23 protein-coding genes and 2 tRNA genes are annotated in these 22,881 nt (G+C 41.8%); 16 read left to right on the top strand and 9 right to left on the bottom strand.

Annotation, left to right across the window (positions count from 1 at the left end; translation table 11 throughout):
- Window positions 1-84: 84 nt before the first annotated feature.
- Both lpxO and MP622_RS12640 read left to right on the top strand, forming a co-directional pair.
- Window positions 85-999 (top strand): lipid A hydroxylase LpxO, encoded by a 915-nt coding sequence (gene lpxO, locus MP622_RS12645; protein ID WP_243791247.1) that lies wholly within the window; start codon window positions 85-87, stop codon window positions 997-999.
- A gap of 113 nt (window positions 1,000-1,112) precedes the next feature.
- Window positions 1,113-1,535, top strand: coding sequence for a PH domain-containing protein (locus tag MP622_RS12640; protein ID WP_243791245.1), 423 nt, complete (start codon window positions 1,113-1,115; stop codon window positions 1,533-1,535).
- 65 nt (window positions 1,536-1,600) lie between these two features.
- Here MP622_RS12640 and MP622_RS12635 read toward each other — a convergent pair whose 3' ends face one another.
- Window positions 1,601-2,602, bottom strand: a complete 1,002-nt coding sequence (locus tag MP622_RS12635) for a zinc-binding alcohol dehydrogenase family protein (RefSeq protein ID WP_243791244.1) — start codon at window positions 2,600-2,602, stop codon at window positions 1,601-1,603.
- Window positions 2,603-2,706: 104 nt separating this feature from the next.
- On the opposite strand from MP622_RS12635, the gene MP622_RS12630 reads away from it, so the two are divergent.
- The 4 genes from MP622_RS12630 (at window position 2,707) to pgsA (ending at window position 6,624) form a co-directional block, all read left to right on the top strand.
- Window positions 2,707-3,087, top strand: a complete 381-nt coding sequence (locus tag MP622_RS12630) for a helix-turn-helix domain-containing protein (protein WP_243791242.1) — start codon at window positions 2,707-2,709, stop codon at window positions 3,085-3,087.
- A 139-nt stretch (window positions 3,088-3,226) separates the two neighbouring features.
- Entirely contained in the window at window positions 3,227-5,026 is a 1,800-nt protein-coding gene (uvrC, locus tag MP622_RS12625; protein WP_243791240.1) for an excinuclease ABC subunit UvrC, read from the top strand.
- A gap of 107 nt (window positions 5,027-5,133) precedes the next feature.
- Window positions 5,134-5,928 carry a thioesterase family protein gene (locus tag MP622_RS12620; RefSeq protein WP_243791238.1) on the top strand — a complete coding sequence of 265 codons (795 nt, stop codon included), beginning with the start codon at window positions 5,134-5,136 and terminating at the stop codon, window positions 5,926-5,928.
- A gap of 108 nt (window positions 5,929-6,036) precedes the next feature.
- The gene (gene pgsA, locus MP622_RS12615) at window positions 6,037-6,624 is read left to right on the top strand and encodes a CDP-diacylglycerol--glycerol-3-phosphate 3-phosphatidyltransferase (RefSeq protein ID WP_016168414.1); all 588 of its coding nucleotides are present in this window, start codon (window positions 6,037-6,039) and stop codon (window positions 6,622-6,624) included.
- Between the two features lie 252 nt (window positions 6,625-6,876).
- Here the strand turns inward: pgsA and MP622_RS12610 are convergent, their stop codons facing one another.
- The gene (locus MP622_RS12610; RefSeq protein ID WP_243791236.1) at window positions 6,877-7,653 is read right to left on the bottom strand and encodes an IclR family transcriptional regulator C-terminal domain-containing protein; all 777 of its coding nucleotides are present in this window, start codon (window positions 7,651-7,653) and stop codon (window positions 6,877-6,879) included.
- 436 nt (window positions 7,654-8,089) lie between these two features.
- Here MP622_RS12610 and MP622_RS12605 point away from each other — a divergent pair, with 436 nt between their 5' ends.
- The 3 genes from MP622_RS12605 to MP622_RS12595 are packed head-to-tail and all read left to right on the top strand — an operon-like array spanning window position 8,090 to window position 11,431.
- On the top strand, window positions 8,090-10,177 hold the full coding sequence (locus MP622_RS12605) for an FUSC family protein (RefSeq protein WP_243791234.1): 2,088 nt from the start codon (window positions 8,090-8,092) through the stop codon (window positions 10,175-10,177).
- Between the two features lies 1 nt (window position 10,178).
- Window positions 10,179-10,388 carry a DUF1656 domain-containing protein gene (locus MP622_RS12600; protein ID WP_044739178.1) on the top strand — a complete coding sequence of 70 codons (210 nt, stop codon included), beginning with the start codon at window positions 10,179-10,181 and terminating at the stop codon, window positions 10,386-10,388.
- Between the two features lie 38 nt (window positions 10,389-10,426).
- Window positions 10,427-11,431, top strand: coding sequence for an HlyD family secretion protein (locus MP622_RS12595; protein WP_243791232.1), 1,005 nt, complete (start codon window positions 10,427-10,429; stop codon window positions 11,429-11,431).
- Window positions 11,432-11,475: 44 nt separating this feature from the next.
- Here MP622_RS12595 and ruvX read toward each other — a convergent pair whose 3' ends face one another.
- The 3 genes from ruvX to recN all read right to left on the bottom strand — a co-directional run bounded on the left by ruvX (window position 11,476) and on the right by recN (window position 14,241).
- Window positions 11,476-11,919: a Holliday junction resolvase RuvX gene (gene ruvX, locus MP622_RS12590; protein WP_016168408.1), complete on the bottom strand. Its 444-nt coding sequence runs from the start codon at window positions 11,917-11,919 to the stop codon at window positions 11,476-11,478.
- Entirely contained in the window at window positions 11,912-12,466 is a 555-nt protein-coding gene (locus MP622_RS12585; protein ID WP_016168407.1) for a YqgE/AlgH family protein, read from the bottom strand. Before MP622_RS12585 ends, ruvX begins: the two co-directional genes overlap by 8 nt.
- Before the next feature lie 113 nt (window positions 12,467-12,579).
- Window positions 12,580-14,241 (bottom strand): DNA repair protein RecN, encoded by a 1,662-nt coding sequence (recN, locus tag MP622_RS12580; protein ID WP_243791231.1) that lies wholly within the window; start codon window positions 14,239-14,241, stop codon window positions 12,580-12,582.
- A 328-nt stretch (window positions 14,242-14,569) separates the two neighbouring features.
- On the opposite strand from recN, the gene MP622_RS12575 reads away from it, so the two are divergent.
- The 3 genes from MP622_RS12575 (at window position 14,570) to MP622_RS12565 (ending at window position 16,733) form a co-directional block, all read left to right on the top strand.
- A complete protein-coding gene (locus MP622_RS12575; RefSeq protein ID WP_016168405.1) occupies window positions 14,570-14,893 on the top strand; it encodes a pyrimidine/purine nucleoside phosphorylase in 324 nt (107 codons plus the stop codon).
- A 136-nt stretch (window positions 14,894-15,029) separates the two neighbouring features.
- A complete protein-coding gene (gene rlmB / locus MP622_RS12570; protein ID WP_243791229.1) occupies window positions 15,030-15,782 on the top strand; it encodes a 23S rRNA (guanosine(2251)-2'-O)-methyltransferase RlmB in 753 nt (250 codons plus the stop codon).
- Window positions 15,783-15,815: 33 nt separating this feature from the next.
- Entirely contained in the window at window positions 15,816-16,733 is a 918-nt protein-coding gene (locus MP622_RS12565; RefSeq protein ID WP_243791227.1) for a DMT family transporter, read from the top strand.
- Here MP622_RS12565 and coaE read toward each other — a convergent pair.
- The 4 genes from coaE to pilB are packed head-to-tail and all read right to left on the bottom strand — an operon-like array spanning window position 16,730 to window position 21,171.
- Window positions 16,730-17,347 carry a dephospho-CoA kinase gene (gene coaE, locus MP622_RS12560; RefSeq protein WP_243791225.1) on the bottom strand — a complete coding sequence of 206 codons (618 nt, stop codon included), beginning with the start codon at window positions 17,345-17,347 and terminating at the stop codon, window positions 16,730-16,732. The two genes, MP622_RS12565 and coaE, sit on opposite strands and share 4 nt — an antisense overlap.
- A gap of 2 nt (window positions 17,348-17,349) precedes the next feature.
- Window positions 17,350-18,210 (bottom strand): A24 family peptidase, encoded by an 861-nt coding sequence (locus MP622_RS17410; RefSeq protein ID WP_279577664.1) that lies wholly within the window; start codon window positions 18,208-18,210, stop codon window positions 17,350-17,352.
- Window positions 18,210-19,436 carry a type II secretion system F family protein gene (locus MP622_RS12545; protein WP_243791224.1) on the bottom strand — a complete coding sequence of 409 codons (1,227 nt, stop codon included), beginning with the start codon at window positions 19,434-19,436 and terminating at the stop codon, window positions 18,210-18,212. Before MP622_RS12545 ends, MP622_RS17410 begins: the two co-directional genes overlap by 1 nt.
- Window positions 19,437-19,464: 28 nt before the next feature.
- Window positions 19,465-21,171: a type IV-A pilus assembly ATPase PilB gene (gene pilB, locus MP622_RS12540; RefSeq protein WP_016168399.1), complete on the bottom strand. Its 1,707-nt coding sequence runs from the start codon at window positions 21,169-21,171 to the stop codon at window positions 19,465-19,467.
- A 280-nt stretch (window positions 21,172-21,451) separates the two neighbouring features.
- Between pilB and tpiA the strand changes: the two genes are divergently transcribed.
- From tpiA to MP622_RS12520, 4 genes are all read left to right on the top strand, one after another.
- A complete protein-coding gene (tpiA, locus tag MP622_RS12535; RefSeq protein ID WP_243791222.1) occupies window positions 21,452-22,243 on the top strand; it encodes a triose-phosphate isomerase in 792 nt (263 codons plus the stop codon).
- A 13-nt stretch (window positions 22,244-22,256) separates the two neighbouring features.
- On the top strand, window positions 22,257-22,586 hold the full coding sequence (gene secG / locus MP622_RS12530) for a preprotein translocase subunit SecG (RefSeq protein WP_016168397.1): 330 nt from the start codon (window positions 22,257-22,259) through the stop codon (window positions 22,584-22,586).
- 53 nt (window positions 22,587-22,639) lie between these two features.
- A tRNA-Leu gene (locus tag MP622_RS12525) sits at window positions 22,640-22,724 on the top strand.
- Window positions 22,725-22,772: 48 nt separating this feature from the next.
- A tRNA-Met gene (locus MP622_RS12520) sits at window positions 22,773-22,849 on the top strand.
- Window positions 22,850-22,881 lie beyond the last annotated feature (32 nt).

Below are 22,881 nucleotides of genomic sequence, written 5' to 3'. Positions count from 1 at the left end.
TGATAGAATTTCGCCAAAATTAATGTCTAGCCCCATGGTCACGTTGTAGGACGTGACCCTCAGAAGCAATGAAAAGAGTGCTGTATGATTAAGTGGATTATCTTGGCGATTTTTGTGATTTCTGCGTTATATATCCAAAATCGCGGTAAAGTGCGTCATTCTTTTTACCGTCAATTTTTTGACCATTCGACCTTATTGGCGCCCATCAACTTTTTAATGTACCTCTTTTCCAAGGTGCCTAATCAACCGTATATTGACACGCAATATTTTCATGATTTGAAAGTCTTGGATGAAAATTGGGAAATGATTCGAGATGAAGCACAAGCATTATATGCACGTGGTGGCATTAAAGCCTCAAGCAGTTATGATGACCTTGGTTTTAACTCTTTTTTCAAAACAGGTTGGAAGCGTTTTTATCTAAAATGGTATGACTCAGCGCATCCGTCCGCTGCCGAGCTATGCCCCAAAACCACCGAGTTATTAAAGACTTTACCCAGCATTAAAGCCGCAATGTTTACCGAGTTGGCACCTGACAGCCGTTTGGTAAGACACCGTGACCCTTATGCAGGTTCACTGCGTTATCATTTGGGTTTAATCACCCCGAATGATGACCGCTGTTTTATTGATGTTGATGGGCAACGTTATTCATGGCGTGATGGTGAAAGCGTCGTGTTCGATGAAACGTATATTCATTATGCCGAGAATAAAACGGAACAAAACCGCATTATTTTCTTTGCTGATGTTGAACGTCCTTTAAAGACGCGTTTGATGCAAAAGTTTAATCATTGGTTTGGTAAAAATGTCATGACAGCTGCCAGTTCACCCAATGAAACAGGTGATCAAACGGGTGGTTTGAATAAGGTTTTTGGAACAGTTTATCAAGGGCGGTTAAAGGCCAAAGCCTTAAAGAAAACCAATCGCAAATTGTACTATTTCTTAAAATGGTTCCTGATGTTAGGTATTTTTTTCCTGATCTTTTTACGTCCTTACATATTCTAAGCCTTGCTAAACCAGAACGTCCTGCGGGACGTTTTTTTAGGTCTGAAAGTCGTGGGCACTTGCTCTTACAGTTTGCTGTTTTTTGTGTAAGATAAGAGCAAATGGGGGAGAATATGCAAAAATTTCGTTCAAAAAAAGATTGGTGGATTCTCGGTTTCATTATTGCCATGACGGGCTTATTGCTTCAATTGTTATTGACCATGTATGCCAAAGGAAACATGGTGCAATATCCAGTGCATACTTTCATTTATGTGCTGACCATAGTGGTGTTGTGGTGGCCTGTATGGAGCACACAATATCGGATTGACGCAGAGCAATTGGTCATTACCAGTATGTTTTTGACTTGGAAAATTCCCTTGTCTGCTATCCAGAAAATTAGTCCTAGCAGTAATTCAGTTTCTTCACCTGCACTTTCTTTGGATCGTTTGCGAATTGATTATCAAAAACAGGGCAAAGCCAAATTCATTCTCATTTCACCTAAAGATAAGCAGGCTTTTACGCTAGCTTTACAACAGGCACAGCAGTCGATCAGTTAAATCGGTCGCTGGTTGAATTGCATAAAAGCCCGCTCTCATCAGTTAGACAGCGGGCTTTTTAGCATTTAAAAACCTTCAAGCACCAATTTACCTTGAGTCTTTTCTGATTCAATCGCATGGTGGGCTTGACGGATATTCTCCGCATTGATACTGCCCACGACCTGATTGAGGGTGGTTTTAATTTTCCCTGTTTCAATCAGTTGTGCGACCTGTTGCAGAAGATGGGATTGTGCTGTCATGTCAGGCGTTTGGAACATCGAGCGGGTAAACATAAACTCCCAATGTACTGAAATTGATTTACGTTTAAATAGATTAATATCTAACTGTTCAGGATCATCAATTAGACCAAACCGACCTTGTGGCGTAATCAGTTCGGCAATCTGGCTAAGATAATTGCCTGTGTGCGTGGTGGAAAATACGTAACGTGGAGCCGTTATATTTTGTGCCTGTAGTTGCTCAACCAAGGATTGACGATGGTCAAGTACAATGTCCGCACCCAACTGTTTCACCCATGCCTGTGTTTCTGCGCGAGATGCCGTGGCAATCACTTGCAATTGGGTTTTGGCTTTGAGCAGTTGAATGGCCATGGAGCCGACACCTCCTGCACCGCCAATAATCAAAATGGATTCATGAGGGTGATCATGCTGTTGCACTTGTAGACGGTCGAACAACATTTCCCAAGCAGTAATCGCTGTGAGCGGTAATGCCGCTGCTTCAGCAAAAGATAGATTTTGCGGTTTCAAACTGATAATTCGTTCGTCGACCACATGAAATTCGGCATTGGTGCCTGCTTTGGTTAAGTCGCCTGCATACCAGACCTGATCGCCCACTTTAAAGTGTTCTACTTCTGGACCAACGTCAACCACTTCACCTGCGGCATCCCAACCCAAAATCTTATATTGTCCCTGTTCGGGTGAAACGCGGGTGCGGATTTTACAATCGACAGGATTCACCGAAACAGCTTTGACTGCCACCAAGACTTCGCGGTTTTTTGGGGTTGGGGTTGGAAGTTCAATATCTTGTAATTGTTCGGCAGCACCAGCTTGTAAATATCCAACAGCTTTCATATTTTTAATCTCAAATTGGGTTTATGATTAAAATCTTAGCGTAGTTTTAAATTAAGTATATACGGTTAAATTCTGCATATAGTGTAGAAAAGGATACTATTAAAATGAGTAAAGCAAAGCACTCTCGCTTTAATTGCAGTCCAGGCTGTGCGGTTGAGGCTGCAATCGGCATTTTAGATGGCAAGTGGAAAAGTATCATTCTATGGCATTTGTTGACCGAGCATACCTTACGTTTTGGTGAAATTCGTAAACGGATTCCCAATGTCACCCAACGCATGTTGACCAATCAACTGCGTGAGCTGGAAGAGGACGGAATTATTCATCGCGAGGTTTATCCGCAAGTTCCACCAAAGGTGGAATATAGTTTGACGCCTTTGGGTATGAGCTTACGTGAAATTTTATTGGCGCTAAAAGCTTGGGGAGATGAGCACATGGATCTGTATGGACAAGTGATGCTACAACCTCAAGCTGTAGAGCCAACTTGAGATTTGTAACTTTAAGCCCACTGTATTGCTCTAAAATCATCAGAATAAAATTGTCGATCAAACGATTTGATTGACTGGCTTGAAAAAGCCCCTTTACACATCCACATCATTGAATAACTTTCCAAGGTTTAAACGCACTGTGAACGAAAACGCCCGCGAACATATCGAAAAGATTCTGGCCAATATGACCACCTTGCCCGGTGTTTATCGGATGTTGGGTAAAGAGGGGGAGTTACTGTATGTGGGCAAAGCCAAAAATCTGAAAAATCGGGTGTCGAGTTATTTTGTGAAAACCATTGAGCATCCTAAAACTCAGGCGCTGGTGGCACGGATTTATGATATTGAAACTTTGGTGGTTCGTTCTGAAACCGAAGCACTTCTGCTTGAGCAAAACCTGATTAAACTGCATCGTCCGCCGTACAATATTATGCTGCGCGATGATAAATCCTATGTCTATATCTTCATTTCGGCAGACAAACCTTATCCGCGCATTGCCAGTGGACGCGGGAAAGGGAAACATCAAATCGGCAAGTTTTTTGGACCTTATCCCAGTGCATATAATGCACGTGATACGCTGTTGGTGCTTCAGAAACTGTTCAATGTTCGGCAGTGTGAAAATAGCTATTTTTCGCAGCGTAAGCGTCCATGTTTGCAATATCAGATTAAGCGCTGTTCTGCCCCTTGTGTCGGCTTGATTAGTCCCGAGGATTATCAGGAAGATGTCAATAATTCTATCCGCTTTTTAAAGGGCGATACCAAAGAATTGAATCAGGAATTGATTCAGAAAATGGAAGCTGCGGCTGAAGCTTTAGAGTTTGAGAAAGCCGTATTTTATCGTGATCGTATGGCCTTATTATGTGATGTGCAGGCGCAGCAAGCCATTTATAAAATTAAGGGCGAAGCCGATATTTTGGCAATTGCCTATCAGGCGGGCGTGACCTGCGTGCAAATTATGCATGTCCGTAATGGCAAAATGCTAGGCGGAAAAGCTTATTTCCCCGATATGTTAGGCGATGATCTGGGTGAAATGCTGTCAGACTTTATGGCCAACTTCTATTTTCAGGTGGCGGATGAAGTGCCGAATGAATTGATTGTGAATGTCGAAATTCCCAATCGAAAAGAATTGGAACAGGCTTTACAGCAGCATTTTGAACAAAAAATCCAGATTAAACATAATGTACGTGAAACGCGTGCAGAATGGTTAGAGTTGGCACAGATGAATGTGCAACACGCCATTAAAGGAAAATTGGCCAATCATTTAGAACTCAATGAGCGTTTTCATCAACTCGAGCAGGTGGTCGGGCGTCCTGTTGATCGGATTGAATGTTTTGATATTTCACATACCATGGGTGAAGCTACGGTTGCTTCTTGCGTCGTGTTTGATGCAGGAGGCGCCCGAAAACGCGATTATCGTCAGTTTTCGATTCAGGATATTACCGAAGGCGATGATTATGCAGCGATGCGCCAAGCGCTAACTCGCCGTTATAAAAAAGCCATGCTGCCTGATTTATTACTCATTGATGGCGGGAAAGGGCAACTTCACATGGCGATGGATGTCATGCAAGAGCTTGGATTAGATGCTTTTATGGTGGGGGTATCGAAAGGTGAGGGGCGTAAACCTGGGCTAGAAACCTTGCATTTTATCGATGGCACTAAAATCCAATTGCCTGAAGATCACAAGGCTTTACATTTGATTCAGCAAGTACGTGATGAAGCACACCGTTTCGCTATTACCAAGCATCGTGCCAAACGTGATAAAAAACGAGGCTCTTCGATTTTAGAAGTGATTCCAGGGCTAGGACCAAAACGCCGTCGTGATTTACTCACGCATTTTGGGGGGATTCAAGGGGTACTGAAAGCTTCGGAAAATGAGCTCATGCTTGTGCCTGGTTTGGGTGAAGTCATGGCGCGCACCATTTATAAAATTCTACATGAATAACGATCCGTAAATAGCCAAAATGCTCAGTGACGCGTGAGTCATATGACATTCACAAATGCAGATACATGGTGAACAATATTTTTCAAAGGATAAAATAAGAGACAGGCATGACACTGTTAGCTGTGTATCAAGCACTTGAGCAGAATGAATGGATTGAAATACCGACAGGCTGGTTACAGGGGCGAACTATTTACGGTGGTATGGTTGCAGGTCTGATGATGCAAAAGGCGTTGCTCAGTATTGCCGATCGTTCCAAGCGATTATTGAGTACCAGTGTCACTTTTGTTGGACCAGTTCAACAGGGCTTGGCACGACTGACCGCCGAGATTTTACGTCAGGGTAAGTCTGTGACCACTATTGAGGTACGTTTATGGCAAGATGATGCTGTACAAAGTATTTTAATTGCCAGCTTTGGTGCTGCTCGATCTTCTGAAATTCAAGTGCGCCAAGAACGCACCGCACCAAATTATATCGCTCCTCAACAATTACAAAGCATGCAATTCAATACTCAATTTCCGCAATGTTATCAGCAGTTTGATGTGCGTTGGGCTGAAGGTGAAACACCATGTACTGGCAGCGTACAAAGTGACTTTGGTGGCTGGTGTCGGTTTCATCCCGAAAAGCATAGCGATCGGCCTTTTGAGGTTGCCGATTTAATGACGCTTTTTGATATTTGGCCACCGGGGGGTTTACCGCTATTTAAGACATTTGCACCCGCCAGCTCTTTAACCTGGCATGTGACTTATGTAAATCCATTACAGCAAAATTTGCATGATTGGTTTAAATATAAAGTATTTACGGACTACGCTGCGGAAGGCTATGCCACAGAATATGCACATTTATGGGATGCAGAAAATCGCTTAATTGCGATTTCCAGACAGACAGTTACCGTGTTTGCCTAGTGACACTCTATCTCAATTCGTATAAAGTGGCGCTAAATACGATGAGTTAGATGTGGTCGTTTGAACCATAGCATCATCGCTCACAAAGGGGAAAAGTTGGCGGTGTCTATGACAGCAGGTCGAATCCTGAACATTCCAAATATCTTGACCTTGGCGCGTATCGCCTTGATTCCTGTATTTTTATTAATTGCCTATTGGCCACCAGCCATTGGCGTTGCAGGACATGATGGGGGCTTTACGCGGCATCTTATTTTGACTGCTATTTTTGTCCTTGCCGCAGTGACAGATTGGTTTGATGGCTATTTAGCGCGAACTTTAAATCAGACATCTGCCTTTGGTCGTTTCCTTGATCCTGTTGCAGATAAGTTGATGGTCGCAGCAGCATTAATTGTTTTGGTGCAATGGCAACCGTCCATTTCAATGGCTTTTGCAGCTATTGTTATTATTTCGCGTGAGATTACGGTTTCTGCATTAAGAGAGTGGATGGCGGAGCTTGGAGCACGAACCAATGTAGCTGTTTCTACCGTGGGGAAATACAAAACAGCCTTTCAAATGATTGCAATTTCAGTGTTTTTACTCAATTGGCAACCTTTAGAAACTTTGGCTTATTTACTTTTGTACACGGCAGTCGTACTGACTTTATGGTCGATGTTCATTTATTTAAAAGCGGCATGGCCGTATTTAAAGCAGCCTTAATTGGTCCTAAAAAAACTCCAGATATGGAGTTTTTTTATGTCTTTAAATTGAAAATTGTAAGCCAAAAGGCTCTATAGATTAAAAAGCCCAAGACATTGCTTGAGCTTTTTAACTTTGAGGAGAATAGCGCATGCAATACGTCATGGAAACATAAAGCTGCTGAAGAACTATAATCATATTATGAGAATATGTTGATTTTATCAACCAGAAAAGCTAAATAGCTTTGTTCAATTCTTGTATACGTGACACCACTTACAATTCAGCGGGTACCGTCGATAAAGCAATAAATTGTTGTTCAATCAAGGCGGCATTGCTATGTAAGACTTCAATGAGTTTATCTAGGTTCACAAATTCAAAACGGTTTCTGGAGCCGAGTACGGTCAACGCCAAAGGAGGTTCTTTACTGGAAAACTTGATGGGAACAGACAATCCTGATACGTTTGGATCGACTTCACCATTTGAGAAATAATAGCCCTGTTTCTTTATTTTCTTCATTTTATTTAAGAAATCTTGATCATTCTGAGCAAAACCAACTTCCGCCAATTGGGCCGAAAAACGTCGGTAATAATCTAAAATACCTTGCTTGGGTAAATGCGAAATAATCGTTTTTGGAGAGGATCCCACATAGACTGGGCGAGGGCAGCCTCGACCATAGGATAATAATGTTACCCCTTTGGTGACTTCATGATGTAAGTCGATACAAGAATCATGATTTAAATGTGTTAAGAGGCAGCAAAATTCTGTTCGTTCAGCAATTTCTTTCATGAACGGAATACTGATTTGAATCAATGGATTAGATTTGTGTGAGATATAATCTAAAACGGCAATTTTTGAGCCAAGCGTATAGTCACCAGATGTACCACTTAGGCGCTGTAACAGTTCAGCAGAAACCAATTCTTTTAAATAGCGATAGCTGGTTGGTTTAGAAAGGCCAAGTTCTTCACTAATGATATCGACATTAATGATTGGGCGAGACACTGAAAACAGGTCTAAAACGGTGAGAATTTTACCAAAACTAGAAAGTGTCATAAGAAGCCACAACGTCAAAAAGAAAAAGACATTTAAAATGATGTTATAACAAATTGTTGTTGGTCATGCAGAGCTTTTGTAATAAAACAATAGCAGATTCTAAATTAAGAAACCGTCGATAATTTGATTAAATTTAACACCAATAATTTTATAAATATAAATCAAATTATCACAATAAGATATTTTGTTTGACTTTTATCGTAATTATTATGAAAATAACGCGATTGAACTTCTCATTGTAAATTTTGTTGTGCGAAATTTACGCTTGAATTGCAGCTGTGACGTTTTCCTAACGTCAAAACCTGCCCTCTTATTGCATGAATATCTTCTGTTACCGTAATTCTGCGGATAGGACAGCGTTTGCATATTAATATTGTCGACATTGGTGTGGCTTTGAAAAAGATGATCCTGTTCATTTCGTCTAAAGGATGGGGCGATGTTGTTAATTAAGCCGATTTTGGCCTTTCGTCCAAGTCGTATGGATATGGTTTTTGCCGTTAAAACCTTTATTGCGATGCTATTGGCCCTTTTTATTGCATTCTCACTCGACCTGACCTATCCCATGTGGGCGGCAGGCACAGTGATTATTGTGGCGCATCCGTATGCAGGTATGGTGTCGTCTAAGGCGGTTTACCGTATTTTGGGTACGCTAATCGGTGGGATTATTGCGATTGTATTGACTCCCCAATTTATTGATCTTCCTATCTTTTTTACACTGGTTTTAGCAGGGTGGGTGGGGCTGTGTCTGTATATCTCCTTATTGGATCGTACGCCACGTAGTTATGTCTTTATGTTGGCAGGTTATACCACGGTCATGGTAGTGTGCAGTTCAATTAATAGTATTAGTACCCATAGCGTGTTCGATATGGCTTTGGGGCGAATTTTAGAAATCTCGGTTGCTGTATTATGCAGTGCAGTGGTGTCGAGCACTCTATTTCCTGTACATTTAGGGGCTTTGGTACAAAAGCGGGTCCAAAAAACTTTGGATGATACCCGTCAAGTCTTTCACAGCATTTTAACCGATCCAGAACACAGCCATCGCTATACTCAATTGTTGGCAGCCATTACCCGTGATACCTCCGATATTCATGGTTTGGCGGTACATTTAAGTTATGAACGTGGCGCCCTACAAGGGATGACTAAGTCACTGCAAGAATTATTGCACCAAGTCAGCATGACGGTGGCTAATCTGGTGGCCATGTCTGAACGGGTTGCTCAGCTAGATCAAATAGATACCCGTTATCGGCAAGTTTTACCAGTGCTACATGAGCATGTATTACAGTTTTTACGCGCACAGCAACATGTGCAAGTTGATCAACTCAAACAACTACCAGAGAGCTTTGAGCAAGATTTTACTGCGTTATCAGAATTGGCGACGGCTGAGCAACAGATTATTTTGCATGCTTTGAAAATGGACATTCGCCATTTTGTAGAAAATGTAGTGACCATTAAATGTTTATGGGATTTGATTCAGCAAGGTGATAAGCGCATTCCAGGGCAGATTGTCACTTTAACTACCTCGTACCCAAGTTTGCATCGAGACCATGGTATGGCAGTTCGTAGTGCTGTCGCCGCCGTGATTGCGACGACGATTGCATTTTTGCTCTGGATTTATAGTGGTTGGCACGCGGGCTATATGATGGCGCAGTTGACCGCAGTTACGGTATGTATTTTGTCAGGCTTAGACAACCCTGTACCTGCGTTGCGCTTGTTTATTCGTGGTTCAGTCTATGCGGCAATCATTACCATGTTCTATGCTTTTGTGATTATGCCTGAAGTACATGAATTCTGGCAGTTGGCATTTGTATTGGCGCCGTTATCGTTGTACTTGCTGAGTATGTTGCCGAATCCGCCTTTAATGGGTTTGGCATTGCCAATGTTGATTAACTTCATCATGAGTTTAAATTTGCAAAATCGTTATAGCACCGATGCCGTCTTGCTCATTGATACCGCTTTAGCAGGGGTGATGGGTCCAATTATCTCGATTTTTGCTATTTATTTTATTCGAGCCATGTCGCCAGAAACCAGTGCTAGTCGAATTTTGTCGTTGCATTACCGAGCTATGCGTGAAGCTTTGTTTATTCCTTACGGGGTTCAATTTCGAGTCCATTTACGCAGTATGCTTGATCGTATTGGGGTGTTGAATACCAAATTGGTTCAATCTGAGCAGCTTAAGCAGGCTATGAATTTAGCATTGATTGAAACCAGTGCAGTCATCAATCTGAGTCGGTTGGCTGAATTTATCCAGAACCCGAACGTCAGTGTGAGCTTACAGCAGGCTTTTATTGCCTTACAACACAGTTTAGAACAAGCCTTTTTGGTGCAAGAAAAGCAACAGATTTTACCTGAAGGCTTAAAGCAGCAGGTTTTTGCTGAGTTGCAGCATGTAGAGCAGTGCTTAGCAGCTGAACCGAATGCGGATTTTTGTATGCGGGTAAAAATGAATATCAATAATATCCGCAGCAGTATTTTCCATGAGCCACCCTCAGCGGAAATGATACATGCGACAGAGACAGGAGCTTGAAATGGGCGAGTTAAATGCGTATGGAATTTATATTCCTGTTTTCTTGATTCAAGCAATTGTTGCATTTTTAGTCTTTAAAATGGTTTCAATCTTGACCAATCCATGGGTGGATAAAGGTTGGGTTGCATTACCGGGTATCTTCAATATCTGCCTCTATATCATTTTATTAATGGGCGTACATGAAGTGTTTTTACTGTTTTGGGGTATTTAGGCCATACAGATGAATGAATTAGAGAAGAGGAAACAGAAATGAATACCTTAGATACACGTAAAGTCATACGTCCTATTATCACTACTGTGATGTTATTGGCCGCAATCTACGTAGTGGTACATTTATGGAATTATTATAATTCAGCGCCTTGGACACGTGATGGTCGTGTTCGAGGGGATGTCATGCAAGTATCTTCGGACGTTTCTGGCTTAGTCACTCAGGTTTTGGTTCAAGATAACCAAACTGTTAAAAAAGGACAGGTACTGTTTAAAATCGATATCGCACGTCAGGCACTGGATGTAGAGCAGGCAAAATCAGATTTAGCAAAAGCCCATGCAGGTTTGGCAGAAGCAGAAGCTGCATTGGCCCAAGCGAAAGCCAACGTGATTAAGTCTCAAGCCAATGCCAATTTGGCAGATAAAAATGCCAGTCGTTTTGGCAATTTAATGGAGGGGGCAATTTCTAAACAAGAACAGGATCAAATGTTTGCAGCGCGTGATCAATCACATGCCGAACATGAACAAATGTTGGCAGCTATTGAACAGGCCAAAGCCAATATTGTGCAACAAAAAGCGTTAATTGAAGTGGCAAACAGTAATTTAAATTTAGCACAACTCAATTTGACTCGTTCCGCGGTAGTTGCTCCCGCGGATGGAAGTTTATCTAACTTTAGTTTACAGGTGGGTAATTATGTCAAAACTGGCGATGCTGTTGCTGCCTTAGTCAATCGTCAGCAATTGTATGTGGTGGGCTATTTTGAAGAAACCAAATTGAACCATATTCAAATTGGAGATCCTGCAACAGTTCAGTTGATGGGTGATGATCAGAAAATTAAAGGTCATGTGCAGGGGATTGCTTCGGGGATTGAAGATCGTGAACGTTCGAGTAGCTCTACTTTGTTGGCAAATGTCAATCCAACCTTTACTTGGGTGCGTTTGGCCCAGCGCGTACCTGTGAAAATTGTGTTAGATGAAATGCCGAAAAACCAATTGGCATTTGTTGCGGGACGAACAGCCACTATTCATATCCAGACCAAGCAGTAATAAATATGGAAAAGGATTATAAAGTTCCTTTTCCAGATCAAGCTTTAAGGCTGTACACCTTCGGGGTGACGATACCAACTTTCAATCAGTAGTGCGGCGGCAAGACTATCGGCAGAAAGTTTTTTTCCACGCCCTTGTGCTTGATAATGATCGAGTTCATCACGTGCTTCGCGGGTGGTTAGGCGCTCATCGACCATCAAGGTTTCGATATTAGTTTGATGGCGCAAACGACGAGCAAATTTGCGTGCACGGGTTGAAAGCTCCGATTCGCTATCATCCATATTCAAGGGTAAACCGACTAAAAATAAGTTCGGTTGATGCTGTTTGACCACTTTAAGTAAATTGTCCCAGTTGGGAATGCCATCTTTCATGGGGAACAAAGGCAATGGGTTGGCACTGGAAATGATAGATTGTCCTACAGCCATGCCCATCTTTTGTGTGCCAAAGTCAAATGCCATGATTAACTGCGACGGGGATAAATCAGGCATGACCAATCTCTGAAGATAACCAATTACGGTCGACGCCCATTTTTTTGTACGCTGCGTCCCAACGATCGCCATAAGGTAAATTGAAGATTAGGTCCATATCGGCATCGCAAATCAGCCAATCGCCACGAGTAATTTCATCTTCCAGTTGATGTTTAGCCCAACTGGCATAACCTAGAGCAATTTGATAACGTCCTACACCTTCGTTATGGGCAATCGCATCTAAAATATCTTTAGATGTGGTAATGCAGATATTTTCCCCGACGGCAATCGATGAATGCCAAGTCGGCTGTCCTGTATGTAATACAAAGCCTGCTTCTGGGCGTAACGGGCCACCTTGTAACACATCATGCGGATGTACATTATCTGCATCAATTTCTAGATCATTAAGTAATTCTTTTACAGAAATGCCAGAAGGTCGATTGATAATAATGCCTTGCGCACCTTCGTCATCATGTCGAGCCAAATAAATGACGGTATGAGCAAAAAACTCATCTTTCATTTCTGGCGGGGCAATCAGGCAACGATGCGTGAGATATTGTTTGGTCACCTAAGCATTTCTCCTTAAAAAAGTCATTTATGTGAAGACAACAGTCCATATGCTTTCAACTTACAAGACTTTGTGCTATTCACCAATCTTTTTTTACAGCTTCGACATTAAATTTATACGGGTTGAAATTTTAATTGTCTGAGTTGTTTTGCGTGCTGGAGCGTAGTTTCACTAATTTCTACACCACCTGTCATACGTGCCAATTCCAAAATTCGCTGCTGTTCTTCAAGTGAAATAATGGTGCTGCTTGCAGGGTCGGTTTGCTGTTTTTTCACCAGTAAATGCTGATCTGACTGTGCCGCCACTTGTGCCTGATGAGTAATACAGAGAATTTGCACATGTTGTGCTAAATCAGCCAGTAGACGACCCACAATTTCGGCAGTACCACCACTGATGCCTACATCAATTTCGTCAAAAACCAAAACTTCGGCTTCGGTTTTCTCTGCATTCATGACTTGCATCACGAGGGCAATACGAGACAACTCACCACCTGAAGCCACACGTGCCAAAGGCTGTGCAGGAATGCCTTTATTGGCCGTAAATAAAAGCTGGATAAAGCTTAGTCCATCGGCAGAAGCTTGTTCTAGCGGTTCAAACTTGAACTCAAAATGGGCTTCTGGCAGCGCCAGTTGTTTGACTTGCTCGGTCAATTGTTTGGCCAATGGCGTTGCGGCTGCACGTCGTATTTCATCCAAGTGTTGTGCTTTATTTAAAAAGTCCTGATGCGCCAGTTCGACTTGTTCGGCTAAAGTTTCAGGGTCTTCTAGGGCATGCAACTGTGCTAACTCTACTTGCCAGCCTTGGTATTCCTGATTTAAAGCTTCTGGTTGGGTGCGATATTTACGGGCAAAACGATGAAAAACTTCAAGTTGAGCATTTAATTCTTCCATGCGTTCAGGGTCATAGCTCTGACGGTCAATAAACTGACGTAAATTTGCCGTTGCATCTTCCAATTCGCTTTGCGCATTCAGAATCGAGTTATGTATTTCTGCCAATTGTTCGCTGCGTCCTGCATGAGACTCTAAGCGACGAATGAGCACAGACAATTCCTGATTAATGTTTTGCTCAGCTTCATCTAAAGTATTTAAGGTATAACTACAATCTTGCATGATGTGTTCATGATGACTGAGACGATCGAACTCCTGTTCAATCTCTTTATATTGCAGTTGTACTACTTCTTCTAATTCTTCAAGTTGTAACTCAAGCGTTTCAATACGTTGCTTGCGGCTAGCTTGTGCATCGAGTGCAGCCTGATGCTGACGAATGGTTTGCTGCCAATTTGAATAGGCTTCTTTGACCTGTTGTGCAGGTTGCGCAAAATTACTGTAACGATCAAGCCAGTGCTTCGGATAAGGTGGTTCTAAAAGTTGTTGCTGACTATGCTGGCTATAGAGTTGAACCAAAAGTCGCCCTAATTCTTTAAGTTCGGACAAGCTACTTGGGCGGCCATTAATCCAAGCTTTGCTGCGACCCGTTGCAAAAATGACACGTCTTAAATGAATTTCGCCTGAATCATCATCTAACTCATGTTGCTGTAACCAAGAGGCTTCAGGGCTATGCGGTTCATAGCTAAATACGGCAGTAATATCTGCCTTATCTGCACCATAGCGGACGTAATTGGTGTCTGTACGCTCGCCTAAGCTCGCCGAGAGCGCATCCAGTAATAAAGATTTTCCTGCGCCAGTTTCACCTGTAAGAACATTAAAACCTTGATCAATATCAATGGCTAAGTGATCAGCTAAGGCAAAATTGATGAGAGTTAAATGTGTCAGCATAAACGCGTCCAAGCTGCGAAAAGTTTGGTTTCTGTAAGATAGTCAAGTTTTTTAATTATCACAAGTTACAGACGATGCTGAAACTGTATTGGATTCTATATTAGCGTAATTTTTTCAATTGCATAGTAAAGATTTAAGACTAAAGCAATTTGAGTCTAAGACATCAATCAGATACACTTTTTCAGTTAAAATGGGGCTGTAAAAGTGTGACGCTAGGTTTTCTAGGAAAAATGCTGTTTACAGATAAACACCGATTGATTAGTTGCTATTGCCTATTTAAACTACATCAATCATTAAGATATTTATGCGCATCATCTGGAGAATACGCATGTCAGCTCAGTTTGATCATGTATCAGTTATCAAAAAATCGAACGTTTACTTTGGTGGGTTATGCATTAGCCATACCGTTCAATTTGAAGATGGAACCAAAAAAACCCTAGGCGTTATTCTTCCAACTGAACAAGCCTTAACGTTTGAAACACATGTGCCTGAGCGTATGGAAATTATTTCTGGTGAGTGCCGTGTAAAAATTGCGGATAGCGAAGAAAGTGAATTGTTCCGTGCAGGACAATCTTTTTATGTGCCAGGCAATAGCCGTTTTAAAATCGAAACAGATGAAGTCTTGGATTATGTTTGCCATTTAGAAGGCTAAGTCTAGGACGGATAAGCAAAGCTATTTTAACCAAAATCAGTTAAACTATAGCTTAAGTCAAAATCCTGTAAAGGCAACTTTGCAGGATTTTCTATTTGTATTTTCTCCCTGTCTTTCTGCTTACTTGAGGTTGTTCATGGCAAAACCTGAATATTATTATGGGGTTCATTCAGTAGAGTCGCTCTTAGAATTGGAGCCTGAACGTGTTCTAACTTTGTTCACCTTAAAAGGTCGTGATGATCAACGTTTAAAACGTGTACTTGAGTTGGCCGAGCCTTTTGGGATTAGCGTACAACAAACTGGTCGTGATCGATTGGAAAAAATGGCGGGTTTACCATTCCATCAAGGGGTTGTGGCTGCCGTACGTCCGCATCCAACTTTAAATGAAAAAGATCTCGAAGCCTTACTTAAACAATCACCAAATTGTTTGTTACTCGGTTTAGACCAAGTGACGGATCCACATAATCTAGGTGCATGTATCCGTACTGCAGCAGCAATGGGGGTTGAAGCCGTGATTGTGCCACGTGATCGTTCAGCAAGCTTAACCCCGACCGCACGTAAAGTGGCAGCGGGTGGTGCGGAGAAGGTGAAGTTTATCCAAGTGACCAATTTGGCACGAACTTTAGCGCAAATTAAAGATGAGTTTAATGTGCGTGTGGTGGGGACTATGCTTGATGAGAAAGCACTTCCATTACAACAGTTCGATTTTACTGGAACCGCGGTATGTGTGGTGATGGGTGCTGAAGATACAGGTCTACGCCCAATTACCCAGTCGCAATGTGATCAAACCGTGTATATTCCGATGGCGGGTAACCTGCAAAGTTTAAATGTGAGTGTCGCTACAGGCATGGCACTGTATGAAGCTTGTCGCCAACGCCAAAGTGTTTGATTCGCCGTTATTTTCTAAAATATTGTTTAAATCATGATTTCACACCGCTCCCAAGGTTATTTATTTGTTGCTATAACAATGTGCATTTGGGGCGGTTTTACTTTAACCTCCCGTTTAAGTGCGCAATGGCATATCAGTGCGTGGGATATCACTGCACTACGTTTTGCACTGGCGTTTTGTATTTTAATGCCGATTTTAATTTATAAGAAAGACACGGCATTTTTGTGGCATAAGCAACCTATTATTTTAGCGCTCATTGGTGGTGTGGCATATTGCTTAACGTCATATAGCGCATTTCATTATGTCCCAGCGGCACATGCCGCGATTTTCTTGAATGGCTGTTTACCACTATGCACGGCGATTGCAGCCTATGTACTGTTTAAACATCCTTTTGATCGCCATACATGGTTGAGTTTAGCTATTATGCTGACCGCAATTGGCTCAATGTCTTATCTGATGTATCAGGAAACAGGGGTTGCTTTTGGTTTTGGTGACTTATTGTTTCTGTTGAGTGCGATGTGGTGGGGGATTTTTACGGTTCTATTGAGGCAATGGAAACTTTCCGCTTGGCATTCTATGGCGAGTGTCGCGATTTGGTCTGCCATCATTTATTTACCGATTTATTTGTTATTTTTACCGAAACATCTGGATCAGCCTGAGCCTATACATTTGGTATTGCAAACATTATTTCATGGCATTTTTGTGGTGATTGTTGCAACGCTGACTTATGTGGAGGCAATTAAACGCTTAGGTGCGTTTAAAGCAGGCAGTATCGTGACTTTAGCACCATTTATTGCAGCGATTTTGGCAGTGCCTTTGTTACATGAACCGTTAAGTTTGGCAATTATCTGTGGTTTGTTAGGTATGGGATTTGGAGCTTTGCAGCCGTGGCGCTGGTTGCGTAAAGACACCTTACAAGCGCAACTCGATCAACAAAAGAAGTCATCTTAAAGCGACTTCTTTTGCTCTGCCATACTTAAATATTTTTGATGTAAAGGTTCAAGATGTGTATAAAGATGGCTGAGATGACCATCATTGAGCACAATATCATGCGCTAGCTGTTGCTTTTGCTTTCGAGGCATTTGTGCTTGAATAATCTGTCGAATCTGCTGAATACTTTGGCGATCTCTTTGGCTAGCACGTTCAATTTGTAAGTCTTCAGATGCATCAATCAACAAGACACGATCACTCAACTCATGTTGATTGGTCTCTAGCAGTAACGGAGAGACCAGAATCACATAAGGACTTGTGGCATCTTGCAGTTGCTGAATAATTGATTGTCGAATAGCAGGGTGGGTGATGCCTTCTAAAACTTTACGTGCATCGGCATGTTGAAAGATGTGTTCACGTAAGGCTTTACGATTGAGTGCGCCTGTTTTATCGAGTACCCAGTCACCAAAAGCAGCTTGAATGGCATGTAAGGCAGGCTGATCGGGTTCGACCACTTCACGCGCGACAATATCAGCATCGACCACTTGAATGCCTTGTGTTTCAAACCAATGGCTGGCAGCAGATTTCCCGCTACCAATTCCACCCGTAAGACCAAGAATGAATGGCGCTTGCATGCTCATTGTCCTAGATAAACTTTCATAATCTGTTCACCCCATAAAAAGGCAACCCAACCTGCAATGGCAATATAGGGGCCAAAAGCAAAAGGTTGATTCTCTTTACGGATTTTGAGAAGAATGATTCCAATGATTGCTCCAACCAAAGAAGACAGTAGTATGATCAATGGCAGCATCAAAGGACCCATCCACGCCCCTAAAGCAGCCAGTAATTTAAAGTCACCATAGCCCATGCCTTCTTTACCTGTAATAATTTTAAACAGGTAATACACAATCCAAAGACAAAGAAAACCAATGATATAGCCCCAGATGGCAACGCTTGGTGAGGTATAAATAGAATAGCTGTTAATTCCCAGTCCTAATGCTGCCAATGGCAAGGTATAACGATCAGGTAAAAGTTGGGTATCGAAATCAATAAATGTTAGTGCGATTAATGTATAGGTGAAAATTAATCCAAACAACATTTGTAAGGTGGGACCATAGACCGCGACGACTGTTAAAGCACAGATTGCAGTCAGCAATTCAACCAAAGGGTAGCGGATACTGATCGGGTTACTACAGGTTCCGCATTTACCACGCAATACTAACCAGCTAATGATAGGGATATTCTCATACCAACGAATAGGTTTCTTACATTTCGGGCAGGTTGAAGCGGGCTGGCTGAGACTGAGTTTTTTTTCATCCAAAATGGCTTGTTCAGGATGAAGGAGTAATTGACAGTCTTGACGCCACTCTTGTTCCATCATTTTGGGAGTACGATAGATGACAACGTTTAAAAAACTACCAATGCATAAACTAAAAATCCCAACTGCTATATAAAGTGCAGTTGGGTTTTGAATAAAATAATTAAGTAAATCTTGCATTAAACCACAGAACCCATTTGGAAGATTGGAAGGTACATAGCAACAACTAGCCCGCCTACAAGTACTCCAAGAATCGCCATGATTAAGGGTTCCATCATTGAAGTTAAGCCATCGACGGCATTATCGACTTCATTTTCATAGTGTGTGGCAACTTTATCTAACATAGCATCCAGTGCACCAGATTCTTCCCCAATGGCAACCATTTGTACTGCCATTGCAGGGAATTTATCAGTGACCCGCATAGCAAACTGCAATTGTTGACCAGTTGCAACATCATCTCGAATTTTAAGTACCGCTTGCTCATAGACTACGTTGTTGGTTGCCCCAGCAGTTGATTCTAAAGCATCAATCAGTGGAACACCGGCAGCAAAGGTGGTGGCTAAAGTGCGGCTGTAGCGCGCGATAATGGCTTTGTAAACCAGATCACCAAAAATAGGGGCTTTTAATGCTGCTTTATCCAAAAAGTCGCGGAATTTTTTACTCCGTTTTTTCGCTTCAAGAAATACAGCAATCAATACACCAATCGCAATAATCAGAATGAACCAGTATTTTTGCATCCACTCTGACATATTGACGACCATTTTGGTGAAAGCTGGAAGATCAGCGCCAAATGAGCTAAATAAATCTTGGAATACAGGAACAACCTTCACCATCAAAATGATGGTGACAATAACCGCCACCACAATCACTGTGGCAGGATATTTCATGGCTTTTTTGATTTTCTGCTTCAGAAGTTCACTTTTTTCCTTATAAATCGCGACGCGATCTAGCATGGTTTCAAGTGCACCAGATTGTTCACCAGATTCAACCAGCGAGCAAAATAAATTGTCAAAGTACTGTGGGTATTTTTTTAGCGCGCCAGCAAAGGTATTACCACCTTCGACTTCACCCTTAATTCCTAGGACGACTTCACGCATTGCTGGATTTTCTAAACCCTCAGCCACAATTTCAAAGCTTTGCACCAAGGGTACGCCAGCTTTCATCATGGTGGCCAATTGGCGTGTGAAAATGGTGATATCCAGTGTGCTGACTTTCTTTTTTAGCAAACCTTCAAGAATATTCTTGCGTTTTTCTCGAATGGTTTTAATCGCAACTCCTTGCTTACGTAAGGTGACTTTAGCTAAAGCCATATTCCGTGCAGGGAGTTCCCCTTTAATTTTTGCCCCTTTGCGGTCAACTCCTTCATAACTGAAGGTTGGCATCATCTGTGCTTTTTTGACAGCCATGCATTTATCCTTATTTTAAATACGTACTTTATTCGCTGGTCACGCGATTGACTTCTTGTAGTGAAGTTACCCCTTGCATGACCTTCTTTAAACCTGAAAGACGTAGATTATTAAACCCCAATTTTGCCGATGCTTCTGCAATTTGAATTGCATTGCCATCTTCCATAATAATCTTGGATATTTCAGGTGTAACTTTCATTACTTCATAAATCCCCACACGCCCTTTATAGCCGTCTCGACATTCTGAACAACCAACAGGCTGAAAAATTTTAAAGTCTGGTTGTTGTATCTCTTGCTCAGTGAAGCCCATTTCTAACAAGCTATTTTTTGGTATTTCAGCAGGTACTTTACATTGTGAACAGAGTCGACGAGCTAGTCGTTGCGCAATGACTAAGTTTACAGAGGTTGCAATGTTAAAGGAAGGGACGCCCATATTTCTTAAACGAGTCAATGTTTCTGGTGCGCTGTTGGTATGTAGGGTAGACATCACCATATGACCTGTTTGCGCGGCTTTAATCGCAATTTCAGCCGTTTCTAAATCTCGAATCTCACCGACCATAACAATGTCTGGATCTTGACGTAAGAAAGACTTTAATGCAGCAGAGAACGTCAAGCCAACTTTATTGTTAACGTTAACCTGATTAATCCCTTCTAAGTTAATTTCGACAGGATCTTCTGCGGTTGAAATATTGGTATCTTCTTTGTTCAGGATATTTAAGCCTGTATAGAGAGAAACCGTTTTACCAGAACCAGTCGGGCCTGTGATAAGTAGCATCCCTTGTGGCTTTTCCAGTGCTTCCATAAATAAGGCTTTTTGTTCAGGTTCATAACCTAGTGCATCAATCCCTAGCATTGCACTCGAAGGGTCTAAAATACGCAGTACAATTTTTTCCCCAAATAGGGTTGGTAGTGAGTTGACACGAAAATCAATCGCTTTGGATTTTGAAATTTTTAGCTTAATACGACCATCTTGTGGCACACGTTTTTCAGCGATGTCCATTTGTGACATGACTTTTAAGCGTGAAGCTAGACGGTTGGCTAACTGTAGAGGAGGAGTTGCAATCTGGCGTAAAACCCCATCGACACGATAGCGCACACGATAGACTTTTTCATAGGGTTCAAAATGTAAGTCGGATGCGCCCATACGAATCGCATCAATCAATAATTTATTGATATATTTGACAATTGGAGCTTCATCTTCTTGAGGTTGCTCATCATTGTCTTCTTGATCCGTAGGCTCTTCATGGACGTGCAATTCAAAGTCATCATCAAACTCGAAAGTGCTTTCTTCTGCATAATTTTGTTCAATAATTTTTTCTAATTTGTCATGTTCAACAATAATCGCTTCAATACTGAGTTTGCTGTTGAAGCGCATAGCATCCATGGCATCTATATGCGTTGGATTGCTGGTGGCTACAAAGAGTTGATGTCCACGTCGGAAAATCGGCAACACGCGGAATTTAGTAATCAATTTGTCTTCAACGACATCTCTTAAAATATGGGCAGAGTCATAAGTCGAAAGATCAAATAAGGGTTCACCAAATTCTTCTGAAATTTTTTCGGCAATGACAATCGGTTTGAGTTTTAGGTTTTCAATTAGATAAGGGACAATATCTTGGTTTGTTTTTCTTGCGCTGTTAACTGCAGCCTGCATGTTTTCAGTAGAAACAATCCCATCTTCGACCAAGCGGCGAATAAAACCTGTAAATCGTGGAGAACCTTGTAGTGCTGTCATTCGCTTAATGCCTACTTCAATTAAATTGTTTATAATTGGTATCGTAAAATTATACTTTTGTTGTATAAAAATACCATATCTGAAAGTGTCGTGTTTCGCCAACTATTCATGAAAAGCATGAACTAGTCTAATGAAACTGATTTTTTTTGCCATTTTAATGACTGAAAAAAATATAAAAAAGTGAAGTTAATACTAAACTGTCAAGAAAATTATCTTCTCAATCTGGAATTCCGTGTAGAATGTCGCCGTTTAAATCAATTGTTTTGTGAATGGGTTAAGTATGTCGGATTCGACGATCACGCCTTGGGTTGTAGGTAATTGGAAAATGAATCCAATGCAGGTGAATGCCAAACAACTTATAAATGAATTTAAAGAATTATTGAACAAGAATGAAATTTCTCAAGCGCAATGCCATTTAGCGGTTGCACCGATTTCAATCGCACTCCATTTAGTAAAAGACGAATTAAAACAAGCGAATCGTACTGTTCATGTGGTTGCACAAGATGTCTCTCGTATGGCAGGGACTGGTGCATATACGGGTGAGGTGAGTGCGGCTTTATTAAAAGATAGCGCGATTGAACATGTGTTGATTGGTCACTCTGAGCGACGTGAATTTTTTGGTGATCAGCCACACATCATTCGTGAAAAAGTAAAACATGCTTTGGCAGAAGGTCTAACGATCATTTATTGTGTCGGTGAAAGCCTTGAGCAGCGCGAGAATGGTCAAGCTGATCAAGTGGTATTACAACAGATTTGTGATATTGCAAGTTGTGTAACGGCAGAGCAGTGGCAGCAGATCGTGATTGCTTATGAACCAATTTGGGCGATTGGAACAGGTAAAACTGCATCACCAGAAGATGCACAAAGCATGCATGCTAAAATTCGTGAAGGTTTAAAACAGCTCACAACACTGGGTAGCACAATGCCAATTTTATATGGCGGTAGTGTTAAGCCAGAAAATGCAGTAGAGTTAGCGGCCTGTCCAGATATTAATGGCGCCTTAGTGGGTGGAGCATCTTTAAATGCTGCATCTTTTTATCAAATTGCTCAGGCCTTTGCGCATACAAAATAACGAGGAGTTCATCATGCATACTTTTGTGCTAGTGGTGCATATTATTCTTGCCGTATTAATGATTGGCTTGATTCTTGTACAGCATGGTAAGGGCGCAGATGCAGGTGCCTCTTTTGGTGGCGGTGGCGCTGCAACCGTTTTTGGTGCATCAGGTTCAGGTAACTTCTTAACCCGCTTAACCGCAATTTTGACAGCCTTATTCTTTATTACTAGTTTAACGCTAGCAGTATTTGCAAAACAGCAAACAACAGAAGCATATAGCTTAAAATCTGTACAGACAACGGCGCCAGCAACAACTAATTCGGGTGAAACTTCGCCAGCTGCACCTAAAACGAGCGAATAATTAGAATTAATCCTTTCTTTTTTGTGGCGATGCTACTAGAATGCGTCACAGCTGCGGTGGTGGTGGAATTGGTAGACACGCTACCTTGAGGTGGTAGTGCTTTCGGGCGTGGGGGTTCAAGTCCCCCCTTCCGCACCAACTTATGAATCCAGAAAATTAAGTTGGTGTATGCAGCAAATCTGTTGATGCGGGATGGAGCAGTCTGGTAGCTCGTCGGGCTCATAACCCGAAGGTCGTTGGTTCAAATCCAGCTCCCGCTACCAATCAACCTTGTTTTAGAAGCAAACTAAAATAA

Origin of the sequence: Acinetobacter sp. PK01, from assembly GCF_022819285.1 — a bacterium.
GTDB lineage: Bacteria > Pseudomonadota > Gammaproteobacteria > Pseudomonadales > Moraxellaceae > Acinetobacter > Acinetobacter tandoii.
Note: the sequence above shows the minus strand (reverse complement) of the source record. Positions and strands in the feature narration are given on the sequence as shown.